Annotated in this window: 21 protein-coding genes; 9 read left to right on the top strand and 12 right to left on the bottom strand. The window is 62.9% G+C overall.

What is annotated here, in order from left to right:
• Position 1: 1 nt before the first annotated feature.
• The 10 genes from DT068_RS06545 to DT068_RS06590 all read right to left on the bottom strand — a co-directional run bounded on the left by DT068_RS06545 (position 2) and on the right by DT068_RS06590 (position 9,783).
• Entirely contained in the window at positions 2 to 1,486 is a 1,485-nt protein-coding gene (locus tag DT068_RS06545; RefSeq protein ID WP_119389000.1) for an MDR family MFS transporter, read from the bottom strand.
• A 30-nt stretch (positions 1,487 to 1,516) separates the two neighbouring features.
• Positions 1,517 to 3,277, bottom strand: a complete 1,761-nt coding sequence (xsc, locus tag DT068_RS06550; protein WP_119389001.1) for a sulfoacetaldehyde acetyltransferase — start codon at positions 3,275 to 3,277, stop codon at positions 1,517 to 1,519.
• 82 nt (positions 3,278 to 3,359) lie between these two features.
• A complete protein-coding gene (locus DT068_RS06555; RefSeq protein ID WP_162914037.1) occupies positions 3,360 to 4,031 on the bottom strand; it encodes a 2OG-Fe(II) oxygenase in 672 nt (223 codons plus the stop codon).
• Positions 4,032 to 4,068: 37 nt separating this feature from the next.
• On the bottom strand, positions 4,069 to 4,827 hold the full coding sequence (locus tag DT068_RS06560) for a Stf0 family sulfotransferase (RefSeq protein WP_119389003.1): 759 nt from the start codon (positions 4,825 to 4,827) through the stop codon (positions 4,069 to 4,071).
• 9 nt (positions 4,828 to 4,836) lie between these two features.
• On the bottom strand, positions 4,837 to 5,118 hold the full coding sequence (locus DT068_RS06565) for a cupin domain-containing protein (protein WP_119389293.1): 282 nt from the start codon (positions 5,116 to 5,118) through the stop codon (positions 4,837 to 4,839).
• A gap of 109 nt (positions 5,119 to 5,227) precedes the next feature.
• A complete protein-coding gene (locus DT068_RS06570) occupies positions 5,228 to 5,947 on the bottom strand; it encodes an LrgB family protein (protein ID WP_119389004.1) in 720 nt (239 codons plus the stop codon).
• Positions 5,944 to 6,327, bottom strand: coding sequence for a CidA/LrgA family protein (locus DT068_RS06575; RefSeq protein ID WP_119389005.1), 384 nt, complete (start codon positions 6,325 to 6,327; stop codon positions 5,944 to 5,946). Before DT068_RS06575 ends, DT068_RS06570 begins: the two co-directional genes overlap by 4 nt.
• A 39-nt stretch (positions 6,328 to 6,366) precedes the next feature.
• Positions 6,367 to 7,446: a flavodoxin family protein gene (locus tag DT068_RS06580; protein ID WP_119389006.1), complete on the bottom strand. Its 1,080-nt coding sequence runs from the start codon at positions 7,444 to 7,446 to the stop codon at positions 6,367 to 6,369.
• 85 nt (positions 7,447 to 7,531) lie between these two features.
• Complete coding sequence (ald, locus tag DT068_RS06585) at positions 7,532 to 8,650, bottom strand: alanine dehydrogenase (RefSeq protein WP_119389007.1); 1,119 nt, start codon at positions 8,648 to 8,650, stop codon at positions 7,532 to 7,534.
• Between the two features lie 152 nt (positions 8,651 to 8,802).
• Positions 8,803 to 9,783, bottom strand: coding sequence for a DMT family transporter (locus tag DT068_RS06590; RefSeq protein ID WP_162914038.1), 981 nt, complete (start codon positions 9,781 to 9,783; stop codon positions 8,803 to 8,805).
• A gap of 62 nt (positions 9,784 to 9,845) precedes the next feature.
• On the opposite strand from DT068_RS06590, the gene DT068_RS06595 reads away from it, so the two are divergent.
• Positions 9,846 to 10,724, top strand: a complete 879-nt coding sequence (locus DT068_RS06595; RefSeq protein WP_119389009.1) for an extensin family protein — start codon at positions 9,846 to 9,848, stop codon at positions 10,722 to 10,724.
• Between the two features lie 6 nt (positions 10,725 to 10,730).
• Here DT068_RS06595 and pdxR read toward each other — a convergent pair whose 3' ends face one another.
• On the bottom strand, positions 10,731 to 12,224 hold the full coding sequence (pdxR, locus tag DT068_RS06600; RefSeq protein ID WP_119389010.1) for a MocR-like pyridoxine biosynthesis transcription factor PdxR: 1,494 nt from the start codon (positions 12,222 to 12,224) through the stop codon (positions 10,731 to 10,733).
• Between the two features lie 219 nt (positions 12,225 to 12,443).
• Here pdxR and DT068_RS06605 point away from each other — a divergent pair, with 219 nt between their 5' ends.
• The 8 genes from DT068_RS06605 (at position 12,444) to DT068_RS06640 (ending at position 20,787) form a co-directional block, all read left to right on the top strand.
• Positions 12,444 to 15,269, top strand: coding sequence for a molybdopterin oxidoreductase family protein (locus tag DT068_RS06605; RefSeq protein WP_368904484.1), 2,826 nt, complete (start codon positions 12,444 to 12,446; stop codon positions 15,267 to 15,269).
• Positions 15,266 to 16,024, top strand: a complete 759-nt coding sequence (locus DT068_RS06610; protein ID WP_119389012.1) for a 4Fe-4S dicluster domain-containing protein — start codon at positions 15,266 to 15,268, stop codon at positions 16,022 to 16,024. Before DT068_RS06605 ends, DT068_RS06610 begins: the two co-directional genes overlap by 4 nt.
• 4 nt (positions 16,025 to 16,028) lie before the next feature.
• The gene (locus DT068_RS06615; RefSeq protein WP_119389013.1) at positions 16,029 to 16,973 is read left to right on the top strand and encodes a dimethyl sulfoxide reductase anchor subunit family protein; all 945 of its coding nucleotides are present in this window, start codon (positions 16,029 to 16,031) and stop codon (positions 16,971 to 16,973) included.
• An 81-nt stretch (positions 16,974 to 17,054) separates the two neighbouring features.
• On the top strand, positions 17,055 to 17,426 hold the full coding sequence (locus DT068_RS06620; RefSeq protein ID WP_119389014.1) for an antitoxin Xre/MbcA/ParS toxin-binding domain-containing protein: 372 nt from the start codon (positions 17,055 to 17,057) through the stop codon (positions 17,424 to 17,426).
• A complete protein-coding gene (locus DT068_RS06625) occupies positions 17,392 to 17,937 on the top strand; it encodes an RES family NAD+ phosphorylase (RefSeq protein ID WP_438816417.1) in 546 nt (181 codons plus the stop codon). Before DT068_RS06620 ends, DT068_RS06625 begins: the two co-directional genes overlap by 35 nt.
• A 6-nt stretch (positions 17,938 to 17,943) precedes the next feature.
• A complete protein-coding gene (locus DT068_RS06630) occupies positions 17,944 to 18,780 on the top strand; it encodes an MBL fold metallo-hydrolase (RefSeq protein WP_119389016.1) in 837 nt (278 codons plus the stop codon).
• Positions 18,781 to 18,832: 52 nt separating this feature from the next.
• A complete protein-coding gene (gene bmt / locus DT068_RS06635; protein ID WP_119389017.1) occupies positions 18,833 to 19,852 on the top strand; it encodes a betaine--homocysteine S-methyltransferase in 1,020 nt (339 codons plus the stop codon).
• Between the two features lie 5 nt (positions 19,853 to 19,857).
• Complete coding sequence (locus DT068_RS06640) at positions 19,858 to 20,787, top strand: glycosyltransferase family 8 protein (RefSeq protein WP_162914039.1); 930 nt, start codon at positions 19,858 to 19,860, stop codon at positions 20,785 to 20,787.
• A 130-nt stretch (positions 20,788 to 20,917) separates the two neighbouring features.
• Here the strand turns inward: DT068_RS06640 and DT068_RS06645 are convergent, their stop codons facing one another.
• Positions 20,918 to 22,099, bottom strand: coding sequence for an ROK family transcriptional regulator (locus DT068_RS06645; RefSeq protein WP_119389019.1), 1,182 nt, complete (start codon positions 22,097 to 22,099; stop codon positions 20,918 to 20,920).
• Positions 22,100 to 22,102: the final 3 nt, after the last annotated feature.

The raw sequence follows: 22,102 nt of genomic DNA on the forward strand, positions 1-22,102 counted from the left end.
CTCACTCCGTTGTTGGGGCCGCTGGCCGGACATTGACGCGCAGTGGCTTCTCCTCGATCAGATGGAGGCTCGCGAGCGACAGCAATACGCCGCCGGTCGCGGCAATGAAGACCCAGCGGAACACCGAGGCGATGTCGGTGCCCGCCGCCGCGAAGCTATGCGCCAGGCTTTCCATGGTGACATGGGCGGCGATATCCGCCGGCAGGCTGCCGATCACGATCGCCCCGAAGACCGCCACGACGAGGGCGCCGCCGAGCGAGCGGAAGAAGTTCAAGGTGCCGGTGGCGGTGCCCATCTGATGCGGCGACACGGCGTTCTGGATCGCCAGCAAGGTGAGGGGAAATATCGTGCCGAGGCCGATCGATGCCGCTGTCAGGATCAGCGCGAATGTCCACAGCGGCAAATTCTGCGGGTCCACCGCAACCACCGCGAGGCCGAGGGCGGCAATGACGAGGCCGATCATCGTCGGACGCTTGTAATGCTTGAAATGGACCATCATACGGGCGCTGGAGGCGGCGCCGACGACAGTGCCGACCATCAGCGGGATGAGCGTGAAGCCCGATTGGCTGGCCGTAAGCCCATATTTGCCTTCCAGAAAAATGGGCATGTAGATGGCGAGCCCGATGAATACACCCATGCCGGCACAGGCTGCGATGACGCTCATCGTCACCACCCTGTTGGCGAGGATCTCGATGGGGATGAGGGGCTCGGGCGCGGTCCTGAGGCGCGCCACGAAGAGGACCGCGAACAGGACAAAGGCGCCGATGAGGCCAAGAATGGTGCCCGATGTCCACGCATAGCGCGGACCGGCGAGGCTCAGCGCCAGCAGCAAGGCGGTCGTGGCGATGATCATCATGGCAGCGCCGAGCAGGTCGAGCTTGTGCGGCTTTTCGTGGCGCGGCAGTTTCTTGAGCAGCGAGTTCGTCATCCACAGAGAGACGAGGCCGATCGGCAGGTTGATCCAGAAGATCGCCGACCAGTGGAGCTTTTCCGCCATGAAGCCGCCGAGCGCCGGCCCGGCGATGCTCGACGCCGCGAAGACGCCGGCAATATAGCCCTGGTAGCGCATTCTTTCCTTGGGTGATACGATATCGGCGATGATCGTCTGCGCCAGCGAGATCAGCCCGCCGCCACCCATGCCCTGAAGCGAGCGCGCCAGGATCAAGGCGAGCATGGTTGGGGCCAGCGCGCACAGGATGGAGCCCAGGATGAAGATGCCGATCGCCACCAGGAGCGTCACCCGCCGGCCGGCGATGTCGGATATCTTGCCATAGAGCGGCGTGACTGCCGTCGAGGTGAGAAGATAGGCCGTGACAACCCAGGGGAGATGCTCGAAATCACCCAGGAGGCGCCCGATCGTCGGCATTGCCGTTGCGACAATGGTCTGATCGAGCGACGCCAGGAACATCGCCGTTATTACGCCGATGATGATCGAGCGCACCTCGGACGGGCTTAGCGCAGGACTCGCGGTTTCAGGTTTTTCCATTCCTCTTTCTGGGCGCGGAATGGTCCAATCTCAAGCGGGAGCCTTCACATTCGTATGCTTGTACTTGTCGAGCACGCGCTGCGGATATTTGAGCGCGTCGCGGCGGAACGGATCGCCGAGTTCCTGCGTGACCATGACTTCGATGACGGTCGTCTTGCCCTTCTTCTGGGCATCGCAGGCCTTGTCCAGCGCCTCGCCGACATCGCCGAGCTTGTCGATGGTGACCCCTTCGGCACCGAGCGAGCGGGCGACCTCGGCCCAGCTCGGATTCTTGAGGTTAACGCCGAGGAAGCGGGTATCGTAGAAGTCGACCTGATTCTTCTTCTCGGCCCCCCACTGCTTGTTGTGGAAGACCACCGCCGTCACCGGAATGTCCTCGCGCACGCAGGTCAGGATCTCGGCGAAGCTCATGCCCCAGGCGCCGTCGCCGACATAGGCGATCGCCGGGCGGTCGGGCGCCGCCACCTTGGCGCCGATGATGGCGGGCAGCGCATAGCCGCAATTGCCGAAGCTCATCGCCGCGAACATCGAATTGGGCTGGTTGAAGCGCAGATAGGAATTGGACACCGAGCAGATATTGCCGATGTCGGTCGACACCATCGCATTGCCGGGCATCGCCTTCTCGAGCTCGCGCAGCATCTGGCGCGGATGCATATAGGGCGAGCCTTTGGCGATCTTGAGCGACCAGTCGTCCTTCTCATGCGCCCAGCCGTCGAGCTCCTTCTCCCAGGCGTCCTTCTCGGCCTTGATCTTCTTCTTGCGCTCATCGGCATTTGCTGAAGCCGCGAGCTTGCGGTTGGCGAGCCGGTAGGAAAGCGCCTTCGCCGCTTCCTTCGCATCGCCGACAATGCCGACCGAGATCTGCTTCACCAGGCCTAGCATGCGATGGTCGCTGTCGACCTGGATGATCTTGGCGTTCTTCGGCCAGTAATCGAGGCCATGCTGCGGCAGCGTGCCGAAGGGGCCGAGACGGGTGCCGAGCGCCAGCACCACATCGGCCTCGGCGATGAGTTTCATGCCGGCCTTCGAGCCCTGATAGCCGAGCGGCCCGCACCACAAGGGATGCTTGGCCGGGAAGCTGTCATTGTGGAGATAGGAATTGACGACGGGAGCCGAGAGCTGCTCGGCCAGCGCCACGCATTCCGCAACACCGTCAGAGAAGATGACGCCGCCGCCCGAGACGATCACCGGGAATTTCGCCTTGGCGAGAAGATCGGCGGCCTCGTCGAGATCGGCATCGGCGCCGGGACCGCGGGCGATCTTGCGCGGCTTGGCGATCTCGTACTCCGCTTCGCCGTAGAAATTGTCGCGCGGGATGTTGAGCTGGGTCGGGCCGCGCTCCGACATCGCCATGTCGAAGCAGCGCGCGGTGAGCTCGGCCATGCGCGGATGCTTGGAGACATGCGCCTGGTATTTGGTGATCTTGGAGAAGATCGGCAGCTGCTCGGTCTCCTGGAAGCCGCCGAGGCCGATGGTGGCCGAGCCGGTTTCGGGCGTGATCACCACCACCGGTGAATGGGCCCAATAGGCAGCCGCCGTCGAGGTGACGAAATTGGTGATGCCGGGGCCGTTCTGCGCGACGCAGACGCCGTGGCGGCCCGAGACGCGCGAATAGCCGTCCGCCATATGGCCCGCACCTTGCTCATGCGCGGTCGGGATGAAGCGGATGCCGGCGGTCGGAAACAGGTCGAGCGCGTCCATATAGGCGGAGCCGACGATTCCGAACACATCCTTGACGCCATAGGCGACAAGCGTTTCGACAAAGGCTTCGGAAGCGGACATTTTAGGCATGGCGGGCTCCTGGACGGGAAGAGGGGGTGAGTTTCCCTATTCTGGCATCTGGCACCATGAAAGCGCCAGTTCCGGCAAGCGATCAGGTCCAGAGCGCCCTCAACCCGAAGAAGGCCGTGTCCTTGATCCGTCGCGCCACGCCCTGGAACGCCGAGTTCCGGGGATCGGTGCAGTAGGTCATGCTCCAGACTACCCGCTTTTCGCCCTCCGCTATGGGGGTAACCTTATGGCGCACTTCGGCACCTTCGAAGACGATCATCGTATTGGGCGGCGTGGCGATCACCCGGTCGCGACGGCTCTGCCGCACCATGAGACGGGCCTGCGAAAGCCCGCTCGGCTCGCGCCCACGGTTGATCATCGGGATCAGGACGGTGAAATGGCGGCCCCTGTAGAAATTATGATCATAGTGCCAGCCGATATGATCGCCGGGCTTGTCATAGAAGAGCACCGAGCAGGAGCTTTGGTCATGCAAAGGTGTCGGCTCGACTCGCAGGCGGACGATATTGGAGACGAGGCTGCGCAAGGCTTGCGAGCGATAGAGCGCCACCAGGCGGGGCGCCCGGCGTTCCAGTGTTTCATAAGCGACGGTGCCGCCTTTCTTGTGTGCCGGCAGATAACTGCGCTCGGTCTCGACCAGCTTCTCGACCTCCTCGACCAGCCGGGCGAAGTCGTCCTCGGGCAATATGCCGTCGAGCGCCACCAGATGCTGCGCGAAGGAGGGCAGGGGCTGTTCGGGCGTGAAATGCGGGTCCATCTTCAGGGCCCGCACTCTAGTCGCGGAGTTTACAGTTTTATGACGCCGCTTTGAGGTCCGACCGATAGCGCCGCATCCAGTCGAGGCTTGTCTCATCGGCAAGCTTGGCGACGCCGGGCCTGACATCTGCGGCATTCGGCGCCGGAACGCCGAGGGCCTCGCAGATGCGGATCAATGTTGCGGCGGGCTCGGCGGAAAGCCGCTCATAGAAGAGGCGCAGCGGGATTATGCCTTGCTCCTCGAACCACGAATTCCAGGCCGCGTCGTAGCTCTCGAGCTCGGCGACCTCCTGCCTGATCCGCGCGAAGTCATATTGAGGGGCTTGCGGCGGCGCCACCCTCTCGATCTCGGTTCCGTCGGGAGCGATATGCCAAAGCCCGGTTTGCTCCGCCTTGACCAGCGAAATGGCCTGCGCCAGCTTGTCCTCGCGCGAGAGATGCAAATAGAGAAGCTTGCCGAAGGCCTTCTCGAAGCGCGCTCTGTCCGAGGGAAGCCCCGGATATATCCGGTCCAGGATCGCCGAGAGCTCGTCCAGATTTTCCCGCATCAGCCGGAGGCCGAAGATGCCGGTTTCGCCTTTTCCGGCCCTGATGGCCGCCTCGAGAAACAATATGTTGAACTCATCACTACTCATCGTGTCGGGGCTCGGCAAATTCCATTCACCGGCCCACCAGGATATGGATTGCCGGCGATAGAAGGAATCGGGATTGCCGGCCACCTTCGTGGATGCCAGGAGATCGCACAGCAGCGTGCTGCCGGTGCGCGGCGTGCCGCAGATGATATATCCGTCAAACATGCTGCGGTTCTATTTGATCTCGATCTCGATGAAGGCATATTCGCCGTCATTGGCATTGATGACGTCATGCTCGACGCCCTCGTTGCGGAAATAGGGCACGCCCTTCTTCATCTCGGCGAAGTTCTCGCCCTGCGCGGTGAGGAGCTTCACCTTGCCGTCCATCAGCGGCACCACGACATAATCGTGGCCGTGCCGGTGCCAGCCGGTATTGGCGCCGGGCGCGAAGCGGTATTCGGTGACGATCACTTTGTCGTTCTCGATATGCTTGATGGCTTTCGCGGTGCCGGACATCGGCTTCTCCTTCATGCGTGTGATCTGCAAAAATGGGCGCCGGTTTTACGTCCAGCGGCAGGCTGATTTCAAGATTCCAATCGCGCTCATCACGTCATGCCAGAAAGGATCATGCGAGGAACCAATAGAGGATGAGGGGCAGGATGAGAGCGGTCACCACCGCATTGAGCGCCATGGCGATGCCGGCGAAGGTGCCGGCCACCTCATCGACCACGAAAGCGCGCGCCGTGCCGATGCCATGCGCGGCAAGGCCCGCCGCGAAGCCGCGCGCGGCATAGTCCCTGAGGCCGAGGGCGTTCATGAGCGGCGTCACGATGATGGCGCCGACAAGGCCGGTAGTGACGACGAGGACGGCGGTGAGCGCGGCCTCGCCGCCAAATCTCTCGGCAATGCCCATGGCGACGCCGGCCGTCACCGATTTGGGTGCGAGCGATGCGAGCACCGGATCGGGCACGCCGAAGAGCGCGGCGATGCCGAGCGCCGAGACGGCTGCCGTCACCGATCCGGCGATGAGAGCTGCCGCCATCGGCAGCAGGTTTTCCTTCACCTTGTCGAAGTTGCGGTAGAGCGGCACGGCGATCGCCACGATGGCGGGGCCGAGCAGGAAATGCACGAACTGCGCGCCCTGGAAATAGGTGGCGAAGGAGGTGCCGGTGAGGATCAGGACGGCGCCCAGCACGATGATCGCGATCAGCACGGGATTGACCGCCGGATGCCGTCCCGAAGCGAGGGCGATGCGGTCGGCCACGATCCAGACGATGAGCGTCACCGTCAGCCACAGAAGCGGCGTGGAGGAAAGATAGACCCAGAGCTCGAAGGCGGGCGTCATGACGATCTCCCGCCGGACTGCCAGCGCTTGACGCCGGTAAAGACGAGCGCGGTCACGGCAAGAGCGAGCGCCGTGGAGACGAGAAGCGCCAGGAAGAGAACCGGCCCATAGCTGTTGACCAGGCTCAGATGGTCGATGACACCGACGCCTGCGGGCACGAAGAGAAGCGAGAGATGCTGCAGCAATCCGCCGGTCGCCCGGCCAAGCAAGGTGTCATTGATCGACTGCGGCGTGACGGAAACGAATTTCTGCGCCGCGAACAGGCCGGCGAACAGCAGCAGCAATCCGACGACCGGGCCCGGCATCGGCAAGTTGAAGCCATGCGACAGGACTTCGCCGGCAAGCTGGCATAAGAGCAGAAGTGCGAAAGCCTCGATCATCGAGCCCCGAAGCTAGCGAAGCGCAGCAAGGGGTCAATCTTATTTTGGTCGCGGATCCTTGATTCCGGCGTCGGGTTGCGTGAGCTTGCCCCGGCGCTGCAGCCTGACCGCCGCGACGAGGACACGCGCCGCATTGCGCACTTCTTCCTGCAGGTCCCTGTCGGCATCGAGATCGTCATGGCTCGTCGCATAGTCCCGATAATAGCCGATATAGCGATCGAGGATGGCTTTGGGCCCCGCCGCGACCAGTCCCATATCGGTGAGCCAGTCGGTCAGGATGCGGCGCAGATTCTCGGTGCCCGAGGCATCGCCATGCACGACGATCGAGAACAGGCGGCCGGCGAGGTGGCGCGGATAGGGCCACCCCTTGAGCTCGAGCGCCTTTGCGGCGGCCGGGTCCTTGCCATGCGTCGAGGTCGGATCGGGATTGCCGCCATCGGCGCAGACGAGCCGGTCGATCATCGCCTTGAGCCCGGCCGGCGCCTGGTACCAGTTGACCGGTGTGACGATCATGATCCCCTGCGCCCTGACCCACAGGGGATAGATCTCGTTCATCCAGTCATTCACCTGGCCGATGGCATGATTGGGATAGCAGGAGCAGGGCCAGTGACAGAGCGGCATGGCGGTCGAGACGCAGGCCTTGCACGGATAGATCACGCGGCCATATTCGGAAGTGAGACGGCTGAGATCGAGGACGTCCGCTTCGAAACCGCGTTCGGCCTCGACAACCTTGCGCGCCATTGTCGTGAGCCGCCAGCTTTTCGACATTTCGCCCGGGCATGACTGGTCACTGCGCATCGATCCATTGATGATCAGGATGCGGGCGCGCGATTTCGGATTGCGATGCTCGCGCTCTGCCTTCGCAATGGCCTGATGTGTCGCGTACCATTCGACCGGGAGGTCGTATGAGGGATCGGCGAAGCCTTTTCCCGCTTTCCGCGTGCGTGGGCTTTTGTGGTAGTCATGATAGGAGGTCCAGGCCCTGGGCAGCAGGGACCCGATGTCTTCCGCATTTGCGGCGAAGATCGGATCATGGAAGCGCGCCCTGAAGCGCTCGGCGAATTCCGCCTTGCTCAAGGCGACGCTCGGCATTCCCTTGCGGACTTTGACCTTGCTCATGGCGCCGCTCCGTCCGGAAGCAGCCCGCCGGAATGCGGGCTGTTCCGGGGACCGTCCTACGCCGGAAAGCGCCTGTCAAATCTGCTCAGGCCGCGAGCGCCTTCTCGGCCGGCACATATTCATAGCCGAGATCGTCGGCGACCGCCTTGTAGGTCACTTTGCCCATGCAGACATTGAGCCCGGCCCTGAGGTGATGATCCTCGAGCAGCGCCTGCTTGTAACCCTTGTCGGCAATCCTGAGACCGAAAGGCAGCGTCACATTGTTGAGCGCATAGGTCGAGGTGCGCGCCACACCGCCCGGCATATTGGCGACGCAGTAATGGATGACGCCGTCGACCACATAGGTCGGATCGGCATGCGTCGTCGCTTTCGATGTCTCGGCGCAGCCGCCCTGGTCGATCGCGACATCGACGAGCACCGAACCGTTCTTCCAGTCCTTGAGCATCTTGCGGGTCACGAGCTTGGGCGCCGCGGCCCCCGGGATCAGCACGCCGCCGACGACGAGATCGGCCTTGGCGCATTCATCCTCGACAGCGCCTTGCGTCGAATAAAGCGTCTTGAGCTGCGTGCCGAAACGGGCGACGAGCTCTTCCATCCGGTCGGTGCTCTTTTCCAGGATGGTGACATCGGCGCCAAGGCCCATGGCCATCGCTGCCGCATTGGTGCCGACGACGCCGCCGCCGAGAATGACGACCTTGGCCGGCGACACGCCCGGCACGCCGCCGAGCAGGATGCCCGAGCCGCCTTGCGCCTTCTCCAGGCAATGGGCGCCCGACTGGATCGACATGCGCCCCGCCACTTGCGACATGGGGGCGAGCAGCGGCAGGCCGCCGCGCGAATTGGTGACGGTCTCATAGGCGATGCAGATGGCTCCCGACATCACCAGGTCCTTGGTCTGTTCCGGATCTGGCGCCAGATGCAGGTAAGTGTAGAGGATCTGGCCCTCGCGCAGCATCTTGCGCTCGACCGCCTGCGGCTCCTTCACCTTCACGATCATGTCGGCCTTGGCGAAGATCTCTTCGGGCGTCGGGATGAGCTGGGCGCCCGCGGTCTTGTAGTCTTCATCGGAGGCGCCAATGCCGAGTCCGGCGCCTGCCTGGACCCATACCTTGTGGCCGTGGCGCACGGCTTCACGAACCGCGAGCGGCGTCATGCCCACCCGGTATTCGTGATTCTTGATCTCTTTCGGAACGCCAATCAGCATGATGGAAGAACTCCCAAAGGACGCGGGGCTCTGAACGCGCCGCGATCCGGATTGATGGTTGTCGGAATTATGCTAGTCGCCGGTTGCCCTCTAGAACCAGTTCACCTGGCTGCGTCGGGCCAGTTCTGGCCGGCCCTTTATGCGCGCCGGGCTTATACTCCCGGGGGCGATGTGCCGACAACCCCCGCCGATTTGAGGGAAATTCTGTCGATTCGCCGGTCCGCCCACAGCATGAACAGGCCGGCCGCCAGCACGATGGCGCCGCCCCACAGGGTCCTGGGGCCGGGGACATCGCCGAAAATCAGGAAGCCAAAGGCCATGGCCCAGAACATGGCGGTATATTCGAAGGGCGCGACGAAGCTCGACTCCGCGCTTTTATAGGCCATGCCGAACAGCACCATGGCGACCGCCACCGTCGAGCCGAGAAGCAGCATGGCCGAGAGCTCGAGGGCCGACGGCCAATGCCAGGGCCGGGTCAGGAAGGCGAGGCTCTTGTTCTCCACGACGCCCATGTCGATGACGCCGAACAGGATGGCGAGCGTGATCGCGACAGCGAGATACATGGCATTGGTATGGAAGCCCATGGCGGAGGGGCTGACATTACGCACCACCCGCCTCGCCAGCGTCTGGCAGAACGCGTAACCCGCTGCCGAATAAAGGGCGAGGAAGGCCGCAGGCTCGAGCACGCCGCCGCCCGGATTGATCATGATCATCACGCCGATGAAACCGCCGATGATGGCAATCCAGCGATGCAGCTTCACCTGCTCGCCCAGCATGGGTCCGGCCAAGAGCGCCACGATCAGCGGCATGGCGAAATAGATGGCGACGGAATCGGCCATCGGCATGGCCGCGATCGACAGGATGAAAGCGAGATAGGCGGAACTCATGATCAGCCCGCGCGTTAGGCTCAAGGCCGTACCAGGTCCCATCAGGCTGGCAAGGGAGGCATTCTTGTGAACGATGAAGGCAAGGATGGGAATCCCGATCAGGCAGCGGATGAACAGGATCTGGTGAACCGGAAAAGTTTCGCTCAGATATTTGACGACCGTATCGCCGGAAGAGGCGATACCGACGGCGCCGCAGGCGCAGAGCATGGCAAGAAGCTTGTTGTCCTGGGGCGCGAGAGAGGTCATGCTGCAGCCCATATCTCAGTTCAAGGCCTTGGGGAACTTGACGGCGGAAATGGGGGCTTCGCATGAAATGCATAGCACTGCGCGGGTTCGTGCTGGCCTGTTGTCTTATCCTTGCGCATTCACCTGTCGATGCGGCCGAAAGAGTGAGGCCGCCTTTGCCGAAGCCCAAGCCGGTTCTGGACGCAGCGCCCGCACCCGGATTTGTCGAGCCCGAGGCGGCTCAGCTGGAGGAGCCGAAGGCCGAGCCCGAGACCGCATCGGTGATCGTCCTTCCCCGCCCCAAGCCTGAGCGGGGACAGACGCCTGATCCCGTACCGGAAGCGAAGCCGGCGCAGCCACAGGCTGAAGCGCCGGAAGAGGACAAGCCGGCCCCCGGTGATGATTTCGCAAGCTGCCGCACCGAGCTCGGTGCCCTTGGCGCGCGCTTCACCATTGCCGAGATTCCGGCGGCCGATCGGAAATGCACCGTGGTCAATCCGGTGCGGATCACCGCCATCGAGACGCCGGCCGGCAAGGTCGATTTCCCGGGCGCGCCGGTCCTGAACTGCATCTTCGCCAAGCGCTTCACCTCGTGGGTGGCCGATGTCGCAGCCCCCGTGGTCAAGGCTCATACGGGTGAGGCGCTGGCGGCGATTGCCACCGGACCCGGCTATGAATGCCGTGCCCGCAATGGCGACACGACCACGAAGATCAGCGAGCATGCCGCCGGCAATGCCGTCGACATTGCGGCGTTCAAGCTCGAGGACAGACTAAGCCTGCCTGTCGCCAATGTCGCCAGGACGGACAATGTCGAAAGCCGCTGGCTGATGGCCTTGCGCGTCTCGGCCTGTGGTTATTTCACCACAGTGTTGGGGCCTGGCGCCAATGCCGCCCATGCCGAGCACTATCACTTCGATCTCGGCCTCCACGGCAAGTCCGGCAACTATCGGATTTGCGAGTAGCTTCGTTTATTCGGCGGCCTTCCTCGACGCTTCGGCGATCGTCTCGGCAAGCAGGTTGATGCCGGGCTCGATCTTCTTCTCATCGATCGAGGAGAAGGCGAGGCGGAAGAAATTGTTGGGCGCGGACTCGGCCCCGAAATGGATGCGCCCGGGCTCGATGACGATGCCGCGCGTCGCCGCATGCTTGCCGAGCGCTTCGCTGTCGAGCATCCTGGGGCCTTCGACCCAGAAGCTGGTGCCGCCGAAGGAGGGAATGCGGGCCGCATCCGGCATATGCGTCTGGAGCGCCGCGCCCATGATTTCCCAGCGGCTGCGATAGGCCTTGTGCAGGCGGCGGATCAGCGTGTCATGGTGGCCAAGCGACAGGAACAGGGCGGCCGTGCGCTGGTTGTTGTTGGGCGCATGGCGCACCATGAGCCGGCGCAGCGCGCGCGCTTCTTCGACAAAGGCCTTCGGCCCGACGAGGAAGCCGAGTCTCAGGCCCGGAAACAAGGTCTTGGACAACGAGCCGACATAGATGACGCGCCCCTCGTCATCGAGGGATTTGAGCGCCGGGCAGGGCTCGTTCACATAGTTCGTCTCGAACTCGTAGTCATCCTCGATGATGACGAAATTCCGCTGCGAGGCGAGCTTGAGAAGGTCGAGGCGGCGCGCCAGGGGCATGGTGGCGGTGGTCGGAAACTGGTGGCTCGGCGTCACGAAGACGAGATCGGCCGATGCCACGTCGTCATTGAGCGTGAGGCCGCCCTCATCGACCGGCACCAGCGCGACCTTTTGGGTCTTGAGCCGGAAGATGTTGCGCATGTCGGGGAAGCCCGGCTCCTCCATGGCGACGCGGCTCTTCTCGTCGACGAGCAGGCTCACGATGAGATAGAGGGCATTCTGGGCGCCGAGCGTGATCAGGATCTCGTCATCGCTCGCCATGATGCCGCGGCGCGGCAGGATGCGGCGGCGGATCTGCTCGACCAGCAGGGGGTCATCGAACGCCCAGGTGTCATTGGTCCAGGTGCCCAGCCACTTCTTGCCGAGCGCCTGGCGGGCGCAGTCGCGCCATTCGGCCAGCGGGAAGAGATTGTGGTCCACTTGCCCATAGATGAAGGGATAGGTGTAGCTCTGCCAGTCGAGCGGCTTGAAGATATTGGCCTGGGCGGCGGGATGCTTGAGGAGGCGCGCCTTCCAGTGCGGATCGGTGCCGGGCTGAGCCGGTGCGGCGCCCGGAGCTGCCCTGGCCGGTTTGATCGCGGTCTCGAGCGCCTTGTCGGCGACGAAATAGCCGGAGCGCTCGCGCGCCGCCAGATAGCCGTCATCGAGAAGCCCCTGATAGGCAAGCACCACCGTGTTGCGCGACACGCCGAGGCTCTTCGCCATCTTGCGGGTCGAGGGGATGGGCTCGTCGCGGGCAAGCTGCCCGTCGAGGATGGCAGCCACCAGGGCTTCGCGAATCTGCGTCTGCAGGCTCGAATGATTGTGGCGTCGTATATGAACCAGCCAGTCGCGCAAGGGGCACCTCTGGACCCATCATAGGGCCAAAACTGCCGGCAACAATATGGAAACTGGTGAATTGATCTCAACCTGGCCGGCCCGACGCCTGTGGCCAAGCTCTTAACATTTCAGCGGATAGACGCTTCTGGCGCCTGCTATCCGCGGTCTTTGGCCCTATGGTTCAGTCTGGTCCCATCCTTTAGTTTGGCCAGCCAGTCCCCGAGTCCCATGACGTTGATGACCCAGCCCAAGATCGATACCTCGCTCAAGACCTGGGACGAGATCAAGACGACCACATGCTATATGTGCGCCTGCCGCTGCGGGATCAAAGTCTATCTGAAGGACGGCACGGTCAAATATATCGAGGGCAATCGCGACCATCCGGTAAACAAGGGCGTGATCTGCGGCAAGGGTGCCTCCGGCATCATGCAGCATTATTCGCCCGCCCGATTGTCGAAGCCGATGCTGCGCGTGGGCGAGCGGGGCTCGGGTGAGTTTCGCGAGATCGAATGGGAGGAGGCGCTCACGCTTGCGACGTCCTGGCTCGCGAAAGTGCGCAGCGAAGACCCCAAGCGCCTCGCCTTCTTCACCGGTCGCGATCAGTCGCAAGGTCTCACCGGCTGGTGGGCGACGCAATTCGGCACCCCCAATTATGCCGCCCATGGCGGCTTCTGCTCGGTGAACATGGCGGCCGCCGGCCTCTATACATTCGGCGGCTCCTTCTGGGAGTTCGGCGAGCCTGACTGGAAGCACACAAAATATTTCCTCCTGTTCGGCGTCGCCGAGGATCATGCCTCCAACCCGATCAAGATCGGCCTCGGCAAGCTGAAAGCGCGGGGCGTGAAGATCGTCTCCATCAATCCGGTGCGCACCGGCTATTCGGCGATCGCCGATGAGTGGATCGGCATCCGACCCGGCACGGATGGGTTGTTTGCCGGCGCCCTCATCCATGAGTTGCTGCGCAACCGGAAGGTCGATCTCGATTATCTCGCCCGCTACACCAATGCCGCCTGGCTGGTGATCCGCAATCCGGGCCAGGCCGATGACGGGACTTTCGCGCGCAACGCCAATGGCGAGCCTTTGATCTATGACGCGGTGATCGGCCGGCCGCTCTCGGCCCATCGCGCCGACACATCGCCCAAGCTCATCGGCGAGGTCACGCTGGTCGATGGCCGCCGCGCGGTGCCTTCCTTCATGCTGCTGGCGGAACGCTTCCTGTCCGACGATTATTCGCCGGCGAAAGTCGCCGAGACCTGCGGCATCCCGGCCGACACCATCCGCCGCATCGCTGCCGAGCTTGCGAAGACGGCCTTCGAGGAAGAGCTCTGCCTCAATATCGGCTGGCGCGACTGGGCCGGGCGCATCCATGACAAGATGATCGGCCGTCCGGTCTCGATGTATGCGATGCGCGGGATCTCGGCGCATTCGAACGGCTTCCAGACCTGCCGCACCTTGCATCTGCTGCAGATCATCCTCGGCACCATCGATGTGCCGGGTGGCTTCCGCTATCGCCCGCCATTCCCGAAGCCCGCACCGCCCGGCATCAAGCCCGCCGGCAAGCCGGGGCAGGTCAAGCCCAATACTGCATTGCCCGGCCCACCTCTGGGCTTTGTCACTGCGCCCGAAGACCTGCTGATCGACAAGGACGGCAAGCCGCAGCGCATCGACAAGGCCTATTCCTGGGAAGCGCCTTTCGCCGCGCACGGCATGATGCATACCGTGATCGCCAATGCCGCCAAGCGCGATCCTTACGGCATCGATGTGCTCTTTCTCTATATGGCGAATATGAGCTGGAACTCGGCGATGAATGTCGCCGAGACGACGGGCCATCTCACCGCGAAGGATGAAGCAACAGGCGACTATGTCATCCCGCATATCATCTATTCCGACGCCTATGCTTCGGAAATGGTGCACTATGCCGATCTGATCCTGCCCGACACGACCTATCTCGAGCGCTGGGACTGTATCTCGCTGCTCGACCGGCCGATCTCGGAAGCGGATGGCCCGGCCGATGCCATTCGCCAGCCGGTCGTCGAGCCCGATCGCGATGTGCGCCCGTTCCAGACGGTGCTGCTCGATCTGGGTGCCAGGCTCGGCCTCACCGGCATGACGAATGAGGATGGCACGCCGCGCTATCCCGGCGGCTATGCCGATTACATGGTCAATCATGAGCGCAGCCCCGGCATCGGACCGCTGGCCGGCTGGCGCGGCAAGGAAGGCGTCTTCCACGGACGCGGCGACGTGAACCCGAAGCAGCTCGAGCGCTATATCGAGAATGGCTGCCACTGGTTCTACGAGCTGCCCGATCATGTGAAATACTATCGCCATGCCAACCGCGATTATCTCGAATGGGCGACCTCCTTCGGCTTCATCGGCAGGCCCGATCCGATCGTGTTCCAGCTCTATCTCGAGCCCTTGCAGAAATTCCGCCTGGCGGCGGAAGGCCATGGCGCGATCACGCCGCCCGAAGAGTATCGCAAGCGTCTCATCACCTATTTCGATCCTTTGCCCGGCTGGTATGAGCCGCTCGAAGAGAGCCTGCGCGATCACAAGGAGTTTCCGCTCCATGCGATCACCCAGCGGCCGATGGCGATGTATCACTCCTGGGGTTCGCAAAATGCCTGGCTCCGGCAGATTCTCGGCCGCAACTGGCTCTATCTGGCGCGCTCGCGCGGCGAGGCGATGGGCCTGAGCGACGGTGACTGGGTGAATGTCATCTCGGCGACGGGCCGCATCAAGGTGCAGGTGAAGCTCATGGATGGCGTCAATCCGCACACGGTGTGGACATGGAATGCGATCGGCAAGCGCTCGGGCGCCTGGGCGCTCGCCCCCGATGCGCCGGAAGCGAAGAAGGGTTTTCTGCTCAACCACCTGATCGCCGAGTTGTTGCCGGAGCGCGACGGCGGCTATCGTTATTCCAATTCCGATCCGGTCACGGGCCAGGCCGCCTGGTATGATCTGCGCGTCAGGATCGAAAAGGCGGAAGACGGGAGCGGGATCAGCGCGCCGCAATTCCCGACATTGAAGAGTTTCGGCTGGATCGCCGGCAGGAGACGCGCATGACATCGCTTCCAACGCCGTCATCCAACCAGAAGAAGCTCGGCCTCGTCATCGATCTCGACACTTGCGTCGGCTGCCAGGCTTGCGCCACGTCCTGCAAGGAGTGGAACACGCAAGGCTATTCGGCGCCACTCAACGACAGACAGGCCTACAGCGCTTCGCCGGAAGGCACCTGGCTCAACCGCATCCACGGCTATGAGGTGAAGGCGCCGGAGGACGAGCAATCGCGCATCGTGCATTTCCCGCGCTCGTGCCTGCATTGCGAGGAGCCTGCCTGCGTGACCGTCTGTCCGACCGGGGCGTCCTACAAGCGCGCCGAGGACGGCATCGTCCTGGTGAATCCGGAAACCTGCATCGGCTGCAAGCTCTGCTCCTGGGCCTGTCCCTATGGCGCGCGCGAATATGACTATGACCATGGCGTGATGAAGAAATGCACGCTCTGCGTCGACCGCATCTACAACGACAATTTCGCCGTGGAGGATCGCGTCCCGGCCTGCGTAAAGGCTTGCCCCACGGGGGCGCGCCATTTCGGCGATCTGGGGGATGCCGAGAGCAAAGTGTCGCGTCTCGTGGCCGAGCGTGGCGGCTATGATCTCTTGCCGGAGATGGGCTACAAGCCGGTGAACAAATATCTCCCGCCCCGCAAGCGCAGCAGTGAGAAGATGAAAGCGACACCGAGCGAGCCTGAAACGATGAGCGAGGGGAAGTCGCGCGTCGATGATTTCTTCCGCTGGGCCGATCGCCTGCTGAGCCGATAGTCAGATGCATCCGGCCTATTCCGTCATCCTGTTCACCACCGCATCGGGGGCCGGCTATGGCCTGCTGGCGCTGTTGGGATTGGTTGGATTCAATCACGGCCGGGCGTCGAGCCTGTGGTTTGGCGGGACGGCGCTGGTGATTGCCCTGGGCCTGATCACGCTCGGCCTTCTGTCGTCGACCTTCCATCTGGGCCGTCCCGAACGCGCCTGGCGGGCTTTTTCGCAATGGCGATCGTCCTGGCTGTCGCGCGAGGGTGTGGCCTCCGTCATCACCTTCGCACCGGCCCTTGTCTTCGGCGCGCTCTGGCTGGGCTTCCTCGACGAGCCGCGATGGCTTGGCCTTGCCGGTCTGGCCACCGTGCTGATGTGCGCCGTCACCGTCTTCTGCACCGCCAAGATCTATTCGACCCTCACCACCATAAGGCAATGGCATCAGCCGCTGACCGTCCCGGTCTATCTTGCTTTCGCGCTTGCGACCGGCGCCGTCCTCCTGATGGCCATCGCATCGGTCTTCGGGCTCTATCAGATCTTCCAGGCCGGTCTCGCGGTCGTCGCCCTGGTCCTGACGCTGGTGCTGAAGATCCTCTATTGGCGCGGGATCGACAGCGATCCCAAGACTCGCACCATCGAGGCGGCGACCGGACTTGCGCGACAGGGCGAGAAGGTCCGGCAATGGGAAGTGCCGCATACGGCCGAGAACTTCATCATGAAGGAGATGGGTTTTGTCGTGGCCCGCAAGCATGCCGAGAAGCTTCGCCGCACGGTGATGATCCTGCTGGTGCTCGCCATTCTCGCAACCGTTCTGACGATCCCGTCAGCGACGCTGGCAATCCCGTTTTCCGTGCTTGCCTTCCTGCTCGCCGCCGCCGCCGCCGCGGTCGAACGGTGGTTGTTCTTCGCCGAAGCCCAGCATGTCGTCTCGCTCTATTACGGCACCGAACGGGCGTAATCTGGGCATTGAGCGAGCTTGATTTTTACCTGAATTGCCCTTATTTTGAGCGGGTATGTATCAATCTGAGCGAGATTCACGATGAATACCGCTGGTCTGGAAGTCGCTGCCGGTCATTTCAGCGAGGAGCAGTCGCCCTTTTTATCTGCACCGCGTGTCTGCGAAGTGTTGGGGATCAATCAATCGGAACTGGCCAAGCTCATAGGGGTGGCGCGAAATACGCTGACCGCCAAGTCGGGAGCCCGCAAGGTCGATCAGGCGCTAAGCCCCGTGGTGCGGATTCTTTCCATGGCGATTGAGATGACGGGCGATGAGAGCCGTGCCGTGATCTGGTTCAAGCATCAGCCGATTCCGGGCTGGGCAGGCAAGACGGCCTATGACCTCGTGAGCGAGGGAGAGGCGGGCAAGGTCTTGGCTTATCTCGAAGCAGTGCGCTCCGGCGTCTATGCGTGAGGCAGACGCCGCCTCCATTCAACTGCTGTGGAGAGCTTATGTACCGCGCTGGGCTCATGCGCCGCTTTCGGGAGAGGGCGCAAGGCGTTTTGGCGGTCGCTGGAATCCCGTCGGTTCGCCTGCAATCTATGCGGCACGCGAGCTCTCGACTGCATGGGCAGAGTACAATCAGGGATTCGTCCAACATCCCGCGCTCATCATACAGATCGAGCTCGGGGGTGCGTCTCTGGCCGATCTCACTGCTGCAGATGTAATGAGCCAGTGGAAGATCGCGCCGGACATTCACAGATGCAACTGGCGCGACGACCTCGGTAAGGGCCGCAATCCGAAAACATACGACATTCGCGAGCGGCTTCTTGCCCAAGGTTTTGACGGCGTGATCTATCCCTCCACGATGTCGCCTGGGGGGAGCTGCGTGGTTCTTTGGCGATGGAACGAGCCGGATGCGCCGTCCCTCAGGGCGATCGATCCAGAAGGGCTGTTGCCGCGCAATCAACAATCCTGGATGTGAAGGCCCATGATGTCCAAGCCCAAGCTGCACTGGTTTGACGACTGGTATCTGATCGAGGCCTTCGGCTCCGGCCTCTACGGCATCGGTGAGCCGAAATATCATCAGATCAACTGGAATTATCTGGTCGTTGGCAGCGAGCGGGCGCTGTTGTTCGATACGGGACCGGGCCTGCGCGACATCGCTCCCGTCGTCGCGAGCCTCACGGATCGGCCAGTGACTGTGCTGCTTTCTCATCTTCACTACGACCACACCGGCAATTTTCATCGCTTCCCCGAGACGGCGCTTGTCGATCTGCCGATGCTGCGCGCCTGCGAGAAGGACGGCCTGCTGCATGCGCCCGAGGAAATGTTCCTGGGCTCATATGAAGACATGACCTGGGTGCCACATATCATCAAACGCTGGTGGCCGATCGGTCATCGCATCGATCTGGGCGGAAGAGGGCTCGAGATCATCGCCACACCCGGCCATTCGCCTGAATCGATTTCGCTCTTCGACAGGGAGCGTCGCGTCCTGCTGGCTGCCGATTTTCTCTATCTCGGCAATCTCTACGCCCAGACACCGGGCGCATCGCTGCCGGACTATCTGGCGAGCGCCGAGACGCTGACCGGCCAGTTGCCGGCCGACATGCTCATCCTTGGCGCCCATGGCGAGGAGGGGACGGATGAGTCCCCGAAACTAACCCGGCATGATCTTGTGGATCTCAAGGCGGCATTGACGGCCATTCGCGACCATGACATGCCGCCGGCGAGCCAGAATCCGGACCGTTATGTGATTAATGATCGACTGGCCCTTCTGGCCGGACCGCAATCTTATGGCCCCTGGCGGGCATATAAGGGCGGTTGAAATTCATATAAAGATATGTTTATATGATGATATATCCTTTAGGAAATGTCCGATGACCCGCCCGTCCTTTGTTGAAGCCCTGAATTCGCGCCCCTGGCTGCTCGCCGATGGGGCGACCGGCACCAATTATTTCCAGATGGGCCTTACCTCGGGCGATGCCCCGGAGATCTGGAATTTCGAGTTTCCCGATCGCGTCCGCTCACTGCATCGCCGCTTCATCGAGGCCGGCGCCGACATCATCCTGACCAACACCTTCGGCGGCAACCGCCACCGCCTGAAGCTGCACAATGCGCAAGACCAGGTGCGCGAGATCAATATCGCCGCCGCCCGCAATGCCCGCGCCGAGGCCGATGCCTCGGCAAGGCCCGTCTATGTCGGCGGCTCCATCGGTCCGACCGGTGAGATCTTCGAGCCGATCGGATCGCTGTCCCACGCGGAAGGGGTTGCCGCTTTTGCCGAGCAGGCGAAGGCGCTCAAGGAAGGCGGCGTCGACGTTCTGTGGATCGAGACCATGTCTTCTGAAGAGGAGCTGCGCGCTGCGGTGGAGGGCGCGGCCCAGGCCGGGCTTCCCATCGTCACCACCATGAGCTTCGACACCAACGGCCGCACCATGATGGGCATCACGCCGCAGGCTTTCGGCCAGCTGGCATCGACGCTCAGCGTCCAGCCGGTGGCGATCGGCGCCAATTGCGGCGTCGGCGCGTCCGAGCTCGTCGCCACGGTGCTCGGCATCACCGCGGCGCGTCCCGATGCGCATGTCGTCGCCAAGGGCAATTGCGGCATCCCGCAATATGTCGACGGCCATATCCATTATACCGGCACGCCCGAATTGATGGCGGACTATGCCCGCATCGCGCTCGATGCCGGCGCCCGCATCATCGGCGGCTGCTGCGGCACCAGTCCCGATCATCTGGCGGCCATGCGCAAGTCGCTTGAGACCTATAGCAAGGGCGCGCGTCCCTCGATCGAAACGATCGAGACGCGGCTGGGCGCGGTCTCCGAGCTCGCCAAGGGCGTCGACACGGCTGCCGCCGGTGCGGCCCGTCGCGAGCGCCGCCGCGCCCGCGACTAGGACCGGTGCCGACTGCCATTTGCCTGACACCTGATCGCCGGTTCTTCGGGCCGGCGCTCAGCGTTGCCTCCGACATCCTCAATTGTGGATTGCCGCCGGATGCCGATCTCTTCCTGGTCTGCGAGGAGATGGATGTCTGGCCGCGCTTCGCCGATCTCGACGAGAGCTTGCGCGGCAGGCTCAAGCTGATCGTCACATCCTTCGATGATGTGACGCGCAACCTTCCGACCAACAACAATGGCGAGCATGCCATTACCCGCAGGCTCTTCCTCGATCGGGTGCTGCCCGCCCGGTATGACCGCATCATTCCGGTCGATTCCGACATGACGATCGTGAATGAGGGGCTGGCGCCGCTGATTTCGCTCGACCTTGGCGGCGCGGTCATGGCGGCGGCGACCGACATGATCTCCTACATGGATTTCGGCGGCCATCTGGCGGCGGAGTTCCAGGCCTATCGCTCGAGCCTCGGCATGAGGCCGGACATGCTCTATTTCAACAACGGCCTCACCGTCATCGATCGCCAGGCATGGACGAAAGCCGATCTCGGCAACCGCACCTTGCGCTTCATCGAGAAGAACCCGCAACTATGCCTGCGCTTCGAGCAGAGCGCGCTCAACGCGCTTCTGAAAGGGGACATTGCCAGGCTGTCGCCGCGCTTCAATTTCATGGGCGACTTCATGCTGCTCGATCTCGAGAACGAGATCCGCCCCAATGTCTATCATTTCGTCAACCGGCCCAAGCCCTGGCAGAAGGGCTGGGCCGGCGAGCCGCGCTTTGCTCAGGCCTTCAAGCGCTGGTTCGCGCAATCGCCTTGGCCTGATTTTCCCGATGATCCGCCGGCAGAGGCTCCGGAAAGGCCGGTCAACCATGATTTTCGCGAACGCCTTGTGGCCTTTCTCAAGACCCAGCGCTTTGCCGATGGCTGGTCGGCATAAGGGCTCACGCGTCCTGCAGGGCTGGCGCGATCCTCTCACGCCATCCGTCCTTCACTGGCTACACTCATTGTCCTGCCCATTATCGTTTCTCGGATACGGGAAGACGGGCAAGCGGCAGTAATCCGTCGTTTCACACGTAAGGATTGAGTTCGCGATAGAGTGGATTGAGGGTCGCCAGCAAGGGAAGTACGGCGGCACCTCGTGCCACCGCATCGACCCCGAGCTCGCTCTTCATGATACGCGGCAGCGTCCGCTCGATCCGACCGACCGAGGGGAGGAGCGGCTCGGCCCGCGCCATGAAGGCATCGATCAGCCAGCCTGGTGCATTGCCGCCCAGCATGATCACCTGCGGATCGAACAGGTTCTCGATCGCATTGAGGCCGTTGCGCAAGGGTTCGACCGCTTCCGCGATCCAGGCGGCGAGGGCAGGATCGTCGGGACCGAAGCGTTCGGCGAATTCCGCCAGGCCGGCGACCTCGATGCCGCGGGCCGAGAGAAAGCGCATGGCGCTGTCGACCGACACATAGGTTTCAAGACAGCCACGCTTGCCGCAGATGCAGTCATGGCCGCCCGGCACCGCGGTGATATGGCCGATCTCGCCGGCATTGCCGCTGGCGCCGCCGAAAGCCGCGCTATGGATCATGACGCCGCTGCCGAGACCGATGCCGAAATAGACATAGACGAAATTCGTGAGCCGCCTTGCGGCTTCGCCGAACCGCCATTCGGCGACGATGGCGCATTGGCCGTCATTGGCAAGCGATACGGGAAAGCCTGTTGCCTTGCTGAGAAGGCCGCGCAGTGCGAGACCATCCCAGCCCGGCAGGCGCGGTGGGCTCAGGCCCGGCACGGCGAAGGGGCCTGGTGTCGCAAGGCCGATGCCGAGGAACTGCGCTTCGGGAATCTGTGTCGCCTGCATCAGCCGATGCGTCGCCAGTTCGAGCTGAACCACCGCATGCTCGGGTTCGAGATCGTTGAGCGCATGATCTTCCCGGTGCAGCACTTCGCCCGCGAGATTGACGGCGATCGCCGACATCTGCCCGACATCGACATGGAAGCCGAGCGAGAAGGCGCCGGAAGGATTGATGGCGAGCGGAGTGGGGGGTTTGCCGACGCGTCTTTCGGCCGTCTTCGTTTCCTGCACGAACCGCATGGCGATGAGCTCATCCACGAGATCCGAGCTTGCCTGTTTGGAAAGGCCAGTCGCGTCCGCAATGCCGGAGCGGGAGATGCCGTTGTTCATGCGGATCGTATCGAACACCACCCACAGATTGATGAGCTTGGCTTTCACGACATTGGTGGCGCTGAGCAGCATGGA

The organism is Taklimakanibacter lacteus (assembly GCA_003576695.1).
Classification (GTDB): Bacteria; Pseudomonadota; Alphaproteobacteria; order Rhizobiales; family Aestuariivirgaceae; genus Taklimakanibacter; species Taklimakanibacter lacteus.